The sequence below is a fragment of the Streptomyces sp. NPDC101393 genome (assembly GCF_044767385.1).
GTDB lineage: Bacteria > Actinomycetota > Actinomycetes > Streptomycetales > Streptomycetaceae > Streptomyces.
This window is the reverse complement of the sequence record NZ_JBIWNU010000001.1, coordinates 1,177,650-1,190,728: the sequence shown is the minus strand read 5'-3', so window position 1 is coordinate 1,190,728 and position 13,079 is coordinate 1,177,650. Positions and strand designations below refer to the sequence as shown.

At 71.9% G+C, this 13,079-nt stretch carries 12 protein-coding genes; 6 read left to right on the top strand and 6 right to left on the bottom strand.

Features of this window, described 5'->3' with window-relative positions:
- Positions 1 to 118: 118 nt before the first annotated feature.
- Complete coding sequence (locus ACIRQ7_RS05075; protein ID WP_401461603.1) at positions 119 to 694, bottom strand: TerD family protein; 576 nt, start codon at positions 692 to 694, stop codon at positions 119 to 121.
- Positions 695 to 924: 230 nt separating this feature from the next.
- On the opposite strand from ACIRQ7_RS05075, the gene arfB reads away from it, so the two are divergent.
- Positions 925 to 1,353: an alternative ribosome rescue aminoacyl-tRNA hydrolase ArfB gene (gene arfB / locus ACIRQ7_RS05070; RefSeq protein WP_401461605.1), complete on the top strand. Its 429-nt coding sequence runs from the start codon at positions 925 to 927 to the stop codon at positions 1,351 to 1,353.
- Positions 1,354 to 1,447: 94 nt separating this feature from the next.
- On the opposite strand, the gene ACIRQ7_RS05065 is transcribed toward arfB, so the two are convergent.
- On the bottom strand, positions 1,448 to 2,065 hold the full coding sequence (locus tag ACIRQ7_RS05065) for a flavin reductase family protein (RefSeq protein ID WP_404259902.1): 618 nt from the start codon (positions 2,063 to 2,065) through the stop codon (positions 1,448 to 1,450).
- A gap of 310 nt (positions 2,066 to 2,375) precedes the next feature.
- On the opposite strand from ACIRQ7_RS05065, the gene cdgB reads away from it, so the two are divergent.
- Both cdgB and ACIRQ7_RS05055 read left to right on the top strand, forming a co-directional pair.
- Positions 2,376 to 4,058: a diguanylate cyclase CdgB gene (gene cdgB, locus ACIRQ7_RS05060; RefSeq protein WP_404259900.1), complete on the top strand. Its 1,683-nt coding sequence runs from the start codon at positions 2,376 to 2,378 to the stop codon at positions 4,056 to 4,058.
- Positions 4,059 to 4,408: 350 nt separating this feature from the next.
- Complete coding sequence (locus tag ACIRQ7_RS05055; protein WP_404259898.1) at positions 4,409 to 5,338, top strand: CBM35 domain-containing protein; 930 nt, start codon at positions 4,409 to 4,411, stop codon at positions 5,336 to 5,338.
- Positions 5,339 to 5,395: 57 nt separating this feature from the next.
- Here ACIRQ7_RS05055 and pfkB read toward each other — a convergent pair whose 3' ends face one another.
- From pfkB to ACIRQ7_RS05040, 3 genes are all read right to left on the bottom strand, one after another.
- Entirely contained in the window at positions 5,396 to 6,322 is a 927-nt protein-coding gene (gene pfkB, locus ACIRQ7_RS05050) for a 1-phosphofructokinase (RefSeq protein ID WP_404259896.1), read from the bottom strand.
- Positions 6,323 to 6,505: 183 nt separating this feature from the next.
- Entirely contained in the window at positions 6,506 to 7,726 is a 1,221-nt protein-coding gene (gene nagA / locus ACIRQ7_RS05045) for an N-acetylglucosamine-6-phosphate deacetylase (protein ID WP_404259894.1), read from the bottom strand.
- On the bottom strand, positions 7,726 to 8,658 hold the full coding sequence (locus tag ACIRQ7_RS05040; RefSeq protein WP_404259892.1) for an ROK family protein: 933 nt from the start codon (positions 8,656 to 8,658) through the stop codon (positions 7,726 to 7,728). The genes nagA and ACIRQ7_RS05040 overlap by 1 nt, the downstream gene beginning before the upstream one ends.
- A gap of 353 nt (positions 8,659 to 9,011) precedes the next feature.
- On the opposite strand from ACIRQ7_RS05040, the gene ACIRQ7_RS05035 reads away from it, so the two are divergent.
- From ACIRQ7_RS05035 to otsB, 3 genes are all read left to right on the top strand, one after another.
- A complete protein-coding gene (locus tag ACIRQ7_RS05035; protein WP_404259890.1) occupies positions 9,012 to 10,229 on the top strand; it encodes an extracellular solute-binding protein in 1,218 nt (405 codons plus the stop codon).
- A 67-nt stretch (positions 10,230 to 10,296) separates the two neighbouring features.
- A complete protein-coding gene (locus ACIRQ7_RS05030) occupies positions 10,297 to 10,569 on the top strand; it encodes a DUF3263 domain-containing protein (RefSeq protein ID WP_401463679.1) in 273 nt (90 codons plus the stop codon).
- Between the two features lie 10 nt (positions 10,570 to 10,579).
- Entirely contained in the window at positions 10,580 to 11,482 is a 903-nt protein-coding gene (gene otsB, locus ACIRQ7_RS05025) for a trehalose-phosphatase (protein ID WP_404259888.1), read from the top strand.
- A 109-nt stretch (positions 11,483 to 11,591) separates the two neighbouring features.
- Here otsB and ACIRQ7_RS05020 read toward each other — a convergent pair whose 3' ends face one another.
- Positions 11,592 to 13,073: a trehalose-6-phosphate synthase gene (locus ACIRQ7_RS05020; protein WP_404259886.1), complete on the bottom strand. Its 1,482-nt coding sequence runs from the start codon at positions 13,071 to 13,073 to the stop codon at positions 11,592 to 11,594.
- Between the last annotated feature and the right edge of the window lie 6 nt (positions 13,074 to 13,079).

Genomic DNA, 13,079 nt, shown 5'->3' with positions numbered 1-13,079 from the left:
GCCCCCACCGCACCGAAGCCGCCCCCAAGGAACCGAAGCCGCCCCAACGCACCGAAGCCGCCCCCCAACGCGCCGAGGGCCGGCCCCAGGGGAGCCGGCCCTCCGATGCACGCGGAACTCAGACGTTGACGCCGAAGTCCTGGGCGATGCCGACGAGGCCCGAGGCGTAGCCCTGGCCGACGGCGCGGAACTTCCACTCCGCGCCGTTGCGGTAGAGCTCGCCGAAGACCATGGCGGTCTCGGTCGCCGCGTCCTCGCTGAGGTCGTAGCGCGCGATCTCCGCGTTGCCGGCCTGGTTGATGATGCGGATGAAGGCGTTCCGCACCTGGCCGAAGTTCTGGCTGCGGTTCTCGGCGTCGTAGATCGAGACCGGGAAGACGATCTTCTCGACGTCGGCCGGCAGGCCCGCCAGATTGACCTTGATCTGCTCGTCGTCGCCCTCGCCCTGGCCGGTGACGTTGTCGCCGGTGTGCTCGATGGACTGGTCCGGCGTCACCTTGTTGTTGAAGAACACAAAGTGCTGGTCGGAGTAGACCTTGCCGCTCGGGTTGACCGCGATGGCGCTCGCGTCGAGGTCGAAGTCCGTGCCGGTGGTGGTGCGGACGTCCCAGCCGAGGCCGACCGTGACGGCGGTCAGGCCCGGTGCCTCCTTGGTGAGGGAGACGTTGCCGCCCTTGGACAGGCTTACAGCCATGGGGATGTCCCTTTCCTTCGTCGATTCGTCGGGCTTCGTGCTGCTGACGAAGCTACCGTCACCCTCCTCAACGCCATGAGGGGACCGCCAGGTTCCATCACCCTTTACTTTCTTTGCCGAATCCTGATGCCCAGGCGCGGCCCGTGGACCGGGCGCCGGACCGTGCGCGGCGGCGATGTCCCACGAAAAGTGGGTGACGGGAACCCCGCGGAGGCGGGATCATGGGACACATGTCCGGGCCCTATGTCATCCGCGGTTCGGTCGTCCTTCCAGAGGCCGAGCTCGTGTGGCGTTTCTCGCGGTCCTCCGGTCCGGGCGGCCAGCACGTCAACACCAGCGACAGCCAGGTCGAGCTGCGCTTCGACCTCGTCAAGACGCAGGCGCTGCCGCCTGTGTGGCAGGAGCGCGCCCTGGAGCGGCTGGCGGGCCGGCTGGTCGACGGCGTGCTGTCCGTACGCGCCTCCGACCACCGCTCCCAATGGCGTAACCGCGAGACCGCTGCCGTGCGGCTGGCCGCCCTGCTCGCGCAGGCCACCGCGCCGCCGCCCAAGGCGCGCCGTAAATCGCGGATTCCGCGCGGCATCAACGAGCGGCGGCTGCGGGAGAAGAAGCAGCGCGGCGACACCAAGCGGGGCCGCTCGGGCCGCGGCTGGGACTGAGCCCCGGACGCCCGCCGAGCCCCGGACGCAGCCTCCGCCCCGGACGCCCGCCGAGCCCCGGACGCAGGCTCCGCCCCGGGGCGCTCCGTCAGCTTCAGCCCAGATGCCGGTACTTCCCCCGGAAGTACGTCAGCGGTCCACCGTCCTCGCCCGGGGCCGAGGCGGTCAGTACGCGGCCGATGACGAGGGTGTGATCGCCGGCGACGACGCGCTGTTCGGTCCGGCATTCCAGGGTTGCGAGCGCGCCGCCGATCAGCAGCGCACCGGACGCTTCGCCTCTTTCATGAGGAATGCCTTCGAAGAGCAGTCGGTCGCTGATGCGGTTTTTCATTGCGAATCGTCCGGCAATATGACTTTGACTCTCCGACAGCACCGAAACCGACCAGAGGGGCTGATGCTCCAGCAGGTCGTCCATGCGCGAGTCGTTGCGAACGCTCACCATCACCAGCGGCGGTTCGAGCGAGACGGACAAAAACGCGGTGGCGGTCATGCCGACGTCTTCGCCGCGTGGCCCGTCCTCCGCGTCGTGTGCGGTGATCAGGACCACGCCGGCGGCGAGGCGGGACAGGGCGGCACGGAATTCTTCGTCACTCACCCCCACAGAATGGGGGATCGCCGCTCCGCCCGGCACGGATACCGGCGTGACGACGGGTGTGGTGGTGGCGGCGGCAGGGCCGCTACCGGGGGCGGTGGCAGGAATTTTCGCGAACACGCCATGAACGCTAACTGCGCCGCACCGTGGCGCACATCGGGCCCGGGGACCAATCGCGTCCTAGGTCTGACGGCGGAGGTGAGGTGTGTCCGAATTTGCGTTCAGGAAGTATAGGAGCGCTCCCATAATGGTGTGCTTGCAGATGAGGGGAAGGGCGCCAACACTCCTTCATCATCTGTGACTTGAGTCACAGCATGCGGGAATTGTTGACCCTGTGTACCGGGTGAACAGCTCACTGTGATTCAGTGAGCGTGGAATCGGACGACAAAGAATTCTGGAGTTGCTGTCGAGGTCTCAGGGAGAGCGAGCGATGGAGACCGAGTCGGAGCCATACGTCCGTCTTGCGACCCTGCGGCAGCTGCACCAAGTGGTCGCCGAGCTGAACACCGCACGCAGCCTCGCGGACACCCTGCAGACGGTCGCCGACGGCGCGATCGCCGGCCTCGGCTTTGAGCTTGCCGCCGTCAATCTCGTCCGCCCCGACGGCGATCTCGTCGTCGCCGCGGTCGCGGGCAGCGCGGGCGCCGAGGCGCTGATGGCCGGGCGGGTCGGTTCCCGCTCCTCCTGGGACCGCAGGCTGGCCATGGGCGAGCAGTGGGGCGAGCTGCGCTTCATCCCGTACACCGAGGGCTGGGTGCTGGACGACGACGACGTCCCGCAATGGCACACGGCGGGCCCGGCGCCCCGGTTCCCCGACGAGTGGCATCCGATGGACCGCCTCCTGGCGCCGATGTACGCGGCGTCCAACGGCGGCGGTGAGCTGCTGGGCGTGATCTCCGTGGACCGGCCGCGCAACGGCCGGCGACCCGGCGCCTGGGGCCAGGAAGCCCTGCAGATGTACGCCTTCCAGGCCGCCATCGCGATCAGCAATGCCCGGCTGCGCGCCAATATGCAGCGGGCGCTGGTCCGCCTGGAGCGGGAGCAGCAGGCGCTGCGCGCCAGCGAGGAAAGCTTCCGGCAGGCCTTCGAGTACGCGCCGAGCGGGATGGCCGTGGCCGAGATGGGCGGCGACCAGCACGGTCGGCTGCTGCGCACCAATGACGCGCTGTGCCGGCTGCTGGGCCGTCCGGCCTCCGCGATGCGCCGCTACTCCTTCTCCGATCTCGTCCACCCCGAGGACATCGGCACCCTGCTGCGCACCTCCGCCGAAGGCGGCCGGGCCGAGCTGCGGCTGGCCCGCAGGGACGGCACGTACGTCTGGGTCTCGCTCCGTAACTCCGTGGTCGCCGACGCCGCCGACGGCCCCCGGTTCCTGCTCACGCACGTCGAGGACATCGAGGAGCGCAAGCGGCACGAGCTGCAGCTCGCGCACCGCGCCAGCCATGACTCGCTGACCGGCCTGCCCAACAGCGCCGAGCTGCGGGCCCGGCTGGGCGCCCGGCTCTGCTCCCGGCCCCCGGGCTCGCCGGCCGATGCCTACGCCTCCTCGGCGACCGTCTATGCCGACCCGCGTGACCTGCACGGTTTCCGCTCCCAGGAGGGGAAGGCGTTCGACGGCGCGGAGGGGGCCGAGGCCTTCGAGGGCCAAAATCCGGTGGCGTTCGACCACCATGTGCACACGATCGCGCCGCCGGACGGCCCGACGGACGACGGTTCCAAGGGGCTGGCGGTCCTCTTCTGCGACCTCGACGGCTTCAAGTCGATCAATGACCGCTTCGGGCACCACACCGGCGACGCCGTGCTGATCGAGGTCGCCCGCCGGCTGACCAGCGGTGTCCGGGACGGCGATACGGTCGCGCGGCTCGGCGGCGACGAGTTCGTGGTGCTCGCCGACGGTCTCGGTACGGCCGATGCGCAGGATCTGGCGGTGCGGCTGCGGAACGCCATCATCCCGCCGATCCGGGTCGACGGCCGGGCGGTGCGGGTGGGCGCCAGTTTCGGGATCGGCTGGGCGAGCTGCGGGATGACGGCCGAGGAGGTCCTGGCCTCCGCTGACCAGCGGATGTACGTCGAGAAGCGGTCCCGGTCGAAGGCGAACCGCCGGGCGGGCTGAGACGGCCGGACCGGGCGGGCGCCGGGCGGCCCGTCGGGCGGGTGCCCGAGGGCGTGCGCCTGAGGCGATGGTCACAGTCGGGTGCGCGGTGCGGGCCGTCGTGGGGCGCCGCGAGGGACGGGGGCCGTCACGCGGTTCTCCCTCGTCACACCCGTCCCGTTCCGTCCGCGCGCACCGTCCGTTCACCGATCCGTAGTGATCTTGTGGCTCCGCGGGCGGGGTCCGGCAAGGCCCGAAGAAGGTAGGCTGCGCCGATGCGGCGCGCTGCCGCCGGGGGCCCGAAAGAGACAGTTCGCGCAGTCTGCGCGAACGCGTACAGACGAGTACAGATCGCTTGGGAGTGACACGGAATGACGGCCGGCAATAACGGCGCGGACACGCCGGAGAACGACGACCCGTTCGCCTATCTCTACCGCTCGGAAGGCGGCGAGGGTGGCGCGGTGGGACAGTCGGGCGACGGCGGGGCGGCGCGGCAGCCGGGGGTTCCGCGTACCTCCTACAACCAGGTGCGCGCGGTCGGCCAGCGGCAGTACGGCGGCCAGCAGTCCCAGCAGGTGACGTACGGGCAGCAGAACGCCCACTACGCCGCCCCGGAGACGCTCCCCGGCGGCGACCGCCCGCGCCAGGCCCAGGGCGGCCAGGGGCACGGCGGCGGCCAGGAGCCGCGCCGGCACCGCAACGGCCTGCTGATCGGCGCGGTGTCCGTGGTCGCGGTGGTCTGCATAGGGATCGGCGTCGCCATGCTCACCAACGGCAAGGACGACGCGGAGGACACCGCGGGCAGTGCGGGTCCGACGGCCGGCGAGAGCGTCAAGCCGAGCGACAAGCCCAGCAGCTCCGACGCCCCGGTCGACCTCCCCCAGCAGGATGCGGCGACGCTGAAGCTCAGCCCTGAGGCGACCACCGACAAGGCCGTCGCCGGCGCGAAGGCCTCCAGCGGCGCCTATGTGGTGCTCAACAAGGTCGGCGCCTCGGTCACCTGGAACGTCGATGTGCCCAAGAGCGGCGACTACACCCTCTTCATCGACTACGGCGTCCCCGGCAAGGACGCCAAGACCACGCTGTCGGTGAACGGCGACCCGGCCTCCCAGAAGATCAACATGTCGAACTTCGCGCATGCCGAGGAAGGCGCCTGGGACAAGGGCTGGACGTACACCTACCGCTGGATCCACCTGAACAAGGGCACCAACACGGTCGCGGTCTCCTGCGCTGAGGGCGACCAGTGCGAGGCCAATCTCGATCAGCTCTCGCTGACGGCCGGGCACGTCAAGAAGAAGTAGCGTTCCGGGCCCGCCCCTGCGGCCGGGCCCCGCACCCTCCCCGTGGGGCGCCTTCGCTCACGCCCCGGCAGGACGTTCCGTCACCACGATGCGCGGCAGCAGTTCTTCGTATGCCGACGCGTCGAACTCGCCTGCTGCCGGGGCCCGTACGGTCGCCGCGGACAGGGCGACCGCGCGGGTCAGCCGGTCCGGCCACGGCAGCTCCTCGACAAGTCCCGACAGCAGACCGGCCACCGCCGAATCGCCGGCGCCGGTCGGGTTTCCCGCGATCCGCTGCGGCGGCGCGGCCTGCCAGGCGCCGTCGGAGGTGACGGCGAGCATCCCTTCCGCGCCCAGCGAGGCGGCGACGGCGTGGGCGCCGCGGCGGCGGGCGTCGCGGGCGGCGCGCAGCGGTTCGGTGCTGCCGGTGAGGGCGGCGAGTTCGTCGGCGTTGGGCTTGGCGAGGTCGGGGCGGGCGGCGAGCCCGCGGCGCAGCGGTTCGCCGCTGGTGTCCAGCAGGACCGGGACGCCGGCGCTGCGCGCGGCGCGGGTCAGGCGGGCATAGACGTCGACCGGGACGCCCGGGGGCAGGCTGCCGCAGAGCGCCACCGCCCGTGCGTCGCCCAGCAGTTCGCGGTACGTACCGAGGAAGGTCTCCCATTCGGCGGGGGAGACGGTGGGGCCCGGTTCGTTGAGCTGGGTGGTGTCGCCGGAGGTCTCGTCGACGACGGCGACGGTGCGGCGGGTGGCGCCGCCGACCGGGACCAGGGCGTCGGTGACGTCGGTCTCGGCGAGCAGGGCGCGCAGCGCGTCGCCGGTGCCGCCGCCCGCGAAGCCGGTGGCGATCGTGCGGTGGCCGAGCGCGGCGAGCACGCGGGAGACGTTCAGGCCTTTGCCGCCGGGGCGTTCGGCGACGTCGGTGACCCGGTGCGTGGTGTGCGGTTGCAGCCGCGTCACGTGGTGGGTGATGTCCAGGGCGGCGTTCAGCGTGACTGTGAGGATCACCGTTCCCCCTCCGGTCAGTCGTGGCCGGACGGCCGTGGTCGGGCGGGCGCGCGAGGCGGTGGCATGCGGACAAGTGCGCGAGCGATCATGCCATCGCCGACGGTGGTTGGCCCAGACCCGGGCCAACCACCGTGTGGTGCACGGCCGTCCTGACGGCCGGCTCGCGCACGCCCGACCGGGGACTCAGATGCCCGGCGGGCGCACCAGCCACTCGCCCCGGCGCATCACGCCCACCAGGTCGTATGCGGCGTCCAGTACGACCAGGTCGGCGTCCTTGCCGCTCTCCAGGGAACCGGTCCGGTCGTCGATGCCGAGCAGTCGGGCGGGATTGGCCGAAAGGGCCGCCACGGTCTGCTCGACCGTCAGATGGTCGACGGTGACGGCGCGTTTGAAGGCGCGGTCCAGGGTGAGCGTGGAGCCGGCGATCGAGCCCGCGGTGGGGCCCTCGCTGATCCGTGCGACACCGTCCTTGACCTCGACCCGCATCGGGCCGAGCGGATACATCCCGTCGGTCATCCCGGCCGCGCCCATCGCGTCCGTGATGAAGGCGACGCGGTCGGCGCCGGTGTCGCGGAAGGCCATCTGGAGGATCGCGGGGTGCAGATGGGTGCCGTCGTTGATCAGCTCGACGGTGATGCGCTCGTCCTCCAGGAGGGCGGCGATCGGTCCGGGAGTGCGGTGGCCGAGCGGCGGCATCGCGTTGAAGAGGTGCGTGGCGACGGTGGCGCCCGCGTCGATGGCCTCGCGGGTGGCGTCGTAGCCGGCGTCGGTGTGGCCGATGGCCGCGACGACCCCGGCGTCGGCGAGCAGCCGTACGGACTCCAGGCCGCCGGGCAGTTCGGGGGCGAGGGTCAGCATCCGGGCGGTGCCGTGGGTGGCGTCGATGAGCTTGCGGACGTCCGCCGGGTCGGGGTCGCGCAGCAGCTCGGGCTGGTGCGCGCCGCAGCGGTGCGCGGAGATGAACGGGCCCTCGAAGTGGATGCCGGCCAGCTCGCCCTGCTGGACGAGCTCGGCGAGCACGGCGGCCTGGCGTGCGAGGGAGTCCAGGTCGCCGGTGACGGTCGAGGCGACCATCGAGGTGGTGCCGTGCCGGCGGTGGGTGGCGGCGACGGTCAGGCATTCCTCGGGGTCGGCGGAGGAGAAGGAGCCGCCGCCTCCGCCGTGCACATGCATGTCGACGAAGCCGGGGACGATGAGGTGGCCGGTCAGGTCGATGGCGCGCTCGCCGCGTCGCCGCCCGTCCGCGCCCGTGTCGGCGCCCCTGCTGCGGAGGTCGGCGATCCGGGTGCCCTCGACCGCGAGCCGGCCGTTCTCGACGACGCCGGAGGGGCGTGCGATCCGGGCGCCGGTCAGGAGGGTGCGCCGGGGGTCCGAGGGGCGTCCCGCGGATTGTTGCTGTGCCATCAGGCGGTTACCTCCGTGGAGAGAAGATCCCAGGCGAGCAGTCCTGCGCCCAGGCACCCGGCGGCGTCCCCGAGGGCCGCCGGAACGATCGAGGGGAGCCGCTGGAAGGTAACGCGGCGGCTGACCGCTTCCCGCAGAGGCGTGAACAGCGTGTCGCCCGCCTCGGCCAGTCCGCCGCCGATGATCAGCGTCTGAGGGTCGAGCAGGGTGATGCCGGTGACCAGGCCGTCGGCGAGTGCGTCGATGGCGGCCTGCCAGACGACGCGCGCGCGGGCGTCGCCGGACTCCACGGCCTTGGCGGCGTCCGCGGCACCGGCCTGCGGGTCGCCGCAGACCGCGGCCCAGTCGCGGCCGATCGCGGCGGCCGAGGCCAGCGTCTCCAGGCAGCCGCGCTGACCGCAGCCGCACTCCCGGCCGCCGGGCCGTACGACGATGTGGCCGACCTCGCCGGCGCTGCCGTGCGCGCCGCCCTCGATGCGGCCGGCGATGCCGATGGCGCCCGCGATGCCGGTGCCCAGCGGGACGAAGAGGAAGCGGCCGGTGTCCTTGCCGGCGCCGATCCGGCCTTCGGCGAGACCGCCGGTGCGCACGTCGTGGCCGAGGGCGACGGGGATGCCGCCGAGCCGTTCGGACAGCAGTGCCCGCATCGGGACGTCGCGCCAGCCGAGGTTGGAGGCGTAGACGGCGATGCCGGCGGCCTCGTCGACGATGCCGGGGACGGCGACGCCGGCGGCGGCCGCGGCGGTGCCGAAGCGTCTGAGTCCGATGTCGCGGAGCTCGGCGGCGAAGCCGAGAATCGTCTCGACGACCTCGTCGGGGCCGCGCTCGCGGCCGGTGGGGCGCCGTGCCTCGTAGAGCAGCGTGCCGTCCGCCCCGGCGAGGGCGGCCTTCATTCCGGTGCCGCCCACATCAAGGGCGATGACGTGTCTCACGGGAACAGTTTCGCGCGAGGTGACCAGAAAGGTCTAGTCCACTCACCGTTCGACTCCGATGTGCCGGCCGCCCGGTCCGGTGCGATCGTGCCGCCTTCCGGCCGCGTCACCGCCCTGAGCAGGCCTTGTTCCGGCGTGGAGCGTACGCGGCGGGAAGGTGGCGGCGGAGGGAAACAGGGGGTGGTGTAGACCTTGTGGAGGGCCTCGGGAGACACTTGCCGTTCATGCCGGTGGAAGGCGACCCCTGAAACCACGGGGCATACCCGGCAAAACACGGAATTTCGGGACAGAGGGCGGTAGTGGCAGTGCAGCGGCGGTACTTGAGCCTGGCAGCGGCGGCGATCGCCACAGCCATGACACTGACCCTCACCGGCTGCGGCGGCGGCTCGGACGAGGGCGGCAAAACCCTCAAGCTCATCGCGGCCGACTACGGCTCCCACGAGTCCAACAGCACCCAGCACTACTGGGACGACCTGAGCGCCGCCTTCGAGAAGAAGACCGGCATCAAGGTCGACGTCGAGGTCTACAGCTGGACCGAGGTCGACAAGAAAGTCGCCGACCTCGTCAAGGACGGTCACGCCCCCGACCTCGCGCAGATCGGCGCGTACGCCGACTACGCCGCCAAGGGCCAGCTCTACAGCGCCGACAAGCTGCTCAACGTCTCCACCCAGGCCGACTTCACCCCGGCCCTCGCCGAGGCCGGCGAATACGAGCGCACCCAGTACGGCATGCCCTTCGGTGCCAGCACCCGGCGGCTCTTCTACAACAAGAAGCTGTTCGCCGAGGCCGGCATCACCGACCCGCCGAAGTCCTGGGACGACATAGCCCGCGATGCCGGGCTGCTGAAGGCGCACGGCGTCCGGATCCCGTTCGCGCTGCCACTCGGCCGGGAGGAGACCCAGGCCGAGACACTGATGTGGATGCTCAGCGGCGGCGGCAGCTACACCGACAGCATCGGCAAGTACACGATCGATTCGCCGGAGAACGTCAAGACCTTCGAGTGGCTTCAGAAGAACCTCGTCGGCAAGGGCCTGACCGGTATGGACCCCGCCGACCTGAACCGCAAGGAAGCCTTCCAGGGCTTCGCCGACGGCGATGTCGGCATGCTCAACGGCCACCCCACCCTGATGAAGCAGGCCGCGGCCAAGGGCGTCGACTACGGCACCGTCGAACTCCCCGGCGCCCACGGCAAGGCCAAGGCCACCATGGGCGTCGCCGACTGGATGATGGCCTTCAAGCAGAACGGCCACCGCGAACAGGCCGGCAAGTTCCTGGACTTCGTCTACAGCACGAAGAACGTGATGAAGTTCTCCGGCGAGTACGGCCTGCTGCCGGTCACCAGCTCCGGCTCCCAGGCGATGCTCGACGACGACAAGTACGTTGCGCTGCACAGCTTCCTCAAGCAGCTCGGCAGCGCCGAGTTCTACCCGTCGAACAAGACCTCCTGGCCGCTGGTCTCCAAGACCGTCAAGGCCAAGATGGGCGCCGCGGTGGGCCCGCGCGGCAACCCCGCCGGTGTGCTCACCGACATCCAGAACACCGCGGACGCGGCCGACAACACCGGCGAGTGAGGGTGCGTACGAGCCCGCAGCGGACCGGTCCGGCGTTGTCCGACCGTGGGCTTATCGTGGAATCGTGATGACGAGCGGCACGGCGGGCGGGGGCGGCGAGGACAGCGCCGCGGTGGCCGCGCTCTCCTCCCGGGACGAAGCGGTGCTCGCGGTCGAGCGCCGCTCCTGGCCCGGACCGGGCGCCAAGGAGCGGGTCATCCGCGAGCGCCTGGGCATCTCCCCGACCCGCTACTACCAACTCCTCAACGCCCTGCTGGACGACCCGCGCGCGCTCGCCCACGACCCGGTCACCGTCAACCGCCTCCGCCGTGTCCGCGACGCCCGCCGTTCCCGCCGCTAGGGTCGACGCCATGGGCAGCTCCCCGAACGCCGCGCCGGATTCCGCACCGACACCGCCTTCCCTGCCGACACCGCACACCGCGGCCGGCCGCGACGGCCTCGCCGCACTCCTGGCCCACCCCGAACGCACCGTCGTCGCCCTCGACTTCGACGGCACCCTCGCCGACATCGTCCCCGACCCGGAACAGGCCCGCGCCCACCCCGAGGCCGCCGCCGCCCTCGGCCGCCTCGCGCCCCGGCTGCGCGCCGCCGCGGTCATCACCGGCCGCCCGGCCGCCGTCGCCGTCCGCCTCGGCGGCGTCACCGGCGCCCCCGGACTGGAGCAGCTCGTCGTCCTCGGCCACTACGGCGCCGAACGCTGGGACGCGGCGACCGGCGCCATTCAGGCACCCGCCCCGCACCCGGGGGTCGCCGCCGCAGCGGCCGAACTCCCCGGCGTGCTCGAAGAGTCCGGCGTCTGGCACGGCAGCCGGACCGACACGGCGATCGAGACCAAGGGCGGCCGCGCCGTCGCCGTCCACACCCGCCGCGCCGCCGACCCGCAGGCCGCCTTCGACGGGCTGCGCGCCCCGCTCACCGCCCTCGCCGAACGCCACGGCCTGATCGTCGAACCGGGCCGGCTGGTCCTCGAACTGCGCCCCCCGGGCATGGACAAGGGCGTCGCCCTCACCGACTGGATCCGTGAGACCGACGCCACCACCGTCCTCTACGCCGGCGACGACCTCGGCGACCTCGCCGCCTTCGCCGCCGTCGACCGGCTCCGCTCCGAGGGCCGCACCGGCCTCCTGGTCTGCAGCGGCAGCAACGAGGTCGCCGAACTCGCCGCCCGCGCCGACCTGGTGGTCGACGGCCCGACCGGCGTCGTCGCCCTGCTGGGGGCGCTGGCGGACCGGCTGGAATCCGACGACACCTGAGCAGCCGCCGCGGACCGCGCCAGGGCCTGTCGTCGAACTCCCGTCGTGTGCCCGCAAAGCTGGGGGCACCTCCCGGCGTTAGCCGGGGGAGGCAGTTTGACGACAGGGCCTAGGCGCGCAGCGCCTCCAGCTGGTCCAGGAACCACTGCGCCGGCGGCAGCGCGGTCGCCGCGGCGGCCAGCCGTCCGGTGCGCTCGGCGCGCTCACCCGGATCCATCGACAGCGCCTCGTGCAGGGCGTCGGCGGTGGCGTTGACGTCGTAGGGATTGATCACCAGGGCGTCCTCGCCCAGCTCCTCGCAGGCGCCGGCCTCGCGGGACAGGACCAGGGCGCAGCCGTTGTCCGAGACCACCGGGATCTCCTTGGCGACCAGGTTCATCCCGTCCCGGATGGGGTTGACCAGGGCCACGTCGGCGAGGCGGTAGGCGGCCAGGGAGCGGGCGAAGTCGTCCTTGACGTGCAGGATGACGGGCAGCCAAGTCGGCGTGCCGTACTCGGCGTTGATGGCCTCGGCGACGCGTTCCACCTCGTCGGTGTAGTCGCGGTAGACGGCCAGGTCCTGGCGCGAGGGGTAGGCGAAGGCGATATGCGCGACCCGCTCGTGCCATTCGGGGTGGTCGGCGAGCAGCCGGCGAAAGGCGTGCAGGCCGCGCACGATGTTCTTGGAGAGCTCGGTGCGGTCGACGCGGACGATGGTCCTGCGGTCCGCGCCGCCGATCTGCTCGCGCAGCGCCGCCAGCCGCTCGTCGACGTCCGGGCGGTGCGCGCGTTCGTGCAGGAACGCGGCGTCCGCGCCCAGGCCGTGCACGCCGATGCGGGTCGTGTGCGGCTTGCGGTCCGGCGGCGACGACACGAGCTCGGGCGGCCCGTCCTCCGGGCGCCGGAGCGCGCAGTCGGACCCGAGCGCGGTACCGGCGCAGTCCAGGAACCGTTCGGACCAGCGCCGGGTGAGGAAATTGGCCCGGTCCGCACCCAGGATTCCCAGGGCCAGCTGCCGCTGGATGTCGTCGGGCAGTATCGCGAAGTACTCCGCGGGCGCCCACGGGGTGTGCGAGAAGTGCGCGATACGCAGGTCGGGGCGGCGCTCCCGGAGCATGCCCGGCACCAGCGCCAGGTGGTAGTCCTGCACGAGGACGGCGGCGCCGGGCGCCGCGCCGTCGGCCAGCGCGTCGGCGAAAGCGGCGTTGTAGGCCTCGTACGACGCCCACTGCGCGCGGAAGTCCGTATCGAAGGCCGGTTCCAGCGGGGTCTGGTAGAGCATGTGGTGGACGAACCACAGCACGGAGTTCGCGATGCCGTTGTAGGCCGCGAAGTGGACGTCCTCGGGGATGTCCAGCATCCGGACGCGCTGTCCACCGGTGTCCTCCCGGTCCAGGTCACCCCCGGTGCGCCGGACCGCCTCCCGGTCGCCGTCACCGAGCGCCGCACACACCCACACCGCGTCGGTGTCCGGCCCGATGGCCGACAGGCCCGAGACCAGCCCACCGCCGCCCCGCTTGGCGCTCAGCGTGCCGTCGCCACCCAGCGAATAGGAGACCGGACCACGATTGGACGCGACGAGCACCTCGGCACCACTGCGTTCGGAGACCATGCGGCG

Bases quoted from the DNA above. Each gene is read 5' to 3' on its own strand.
- ACIRQ7_RS05075 (WP_401461603.1), bottom strand. From the start codon at position 694: ATGGCTGTAAGCCTGTCCAAGGGCGGCAACGTCTCCCTCACCAAGGAG.
- arfB (WP_401461605.1), top strand. From the start codon at position 925: ATGTCCGGGCCCTATGTCATCCGCGGTTCGGTCGTCCTTCCAGAGGCC.
- cdgB (WP_404259900.1), top strand. From the start codon at position 2,376: ATGGAGACCGAGTCGGAGCCATACGTCCGTCTTGCGACCCTGCGGCAG.
- ACIRQ7_RS05055 (WP_404259898.1), top strand. From the start codon at position 4,409: ATGACGGCCGGCAATAACGGCGCGGACACGCCGGAGAACGACGACCCG.
- nagA (WP_404259894.1), bottom strand. From the start codon at position 7,726: ATGGCACAGCAACAATCCGCGGGACGCCCCTCGGACCCCCGGCGCACC.
- ACIRQ7_RS05035 (WP_404259890.1), top strand. From the start codon at position 9,012: ATGACACTGACCCTCACCGGCTGCGGCGGCGGCTCGGACGAGGGCGGC.
- ACIRQ7_RS05030 (WP_401463679.1), top strand. From the start codon at position 10,297: ATGACGAGCGGCACGGCGGGCGGGGGCGGCGAGGACAGCGCCGCGGTG.
- otsB (WP_404259888.1), top strand. From the start codon at position 10,580: ATGGGCAGCTCCCCGAACGCCGCGCCGGATTCCGCACCGACACCGCCT.
- ACIRQ7_RS05020 (WP_404259886.1), bottom strand. From the start codon at position 13,073: ATGGTCTCCGAACGCAGTGGTGCCGAGGTGCTCGTCGCGTCCAATCGT.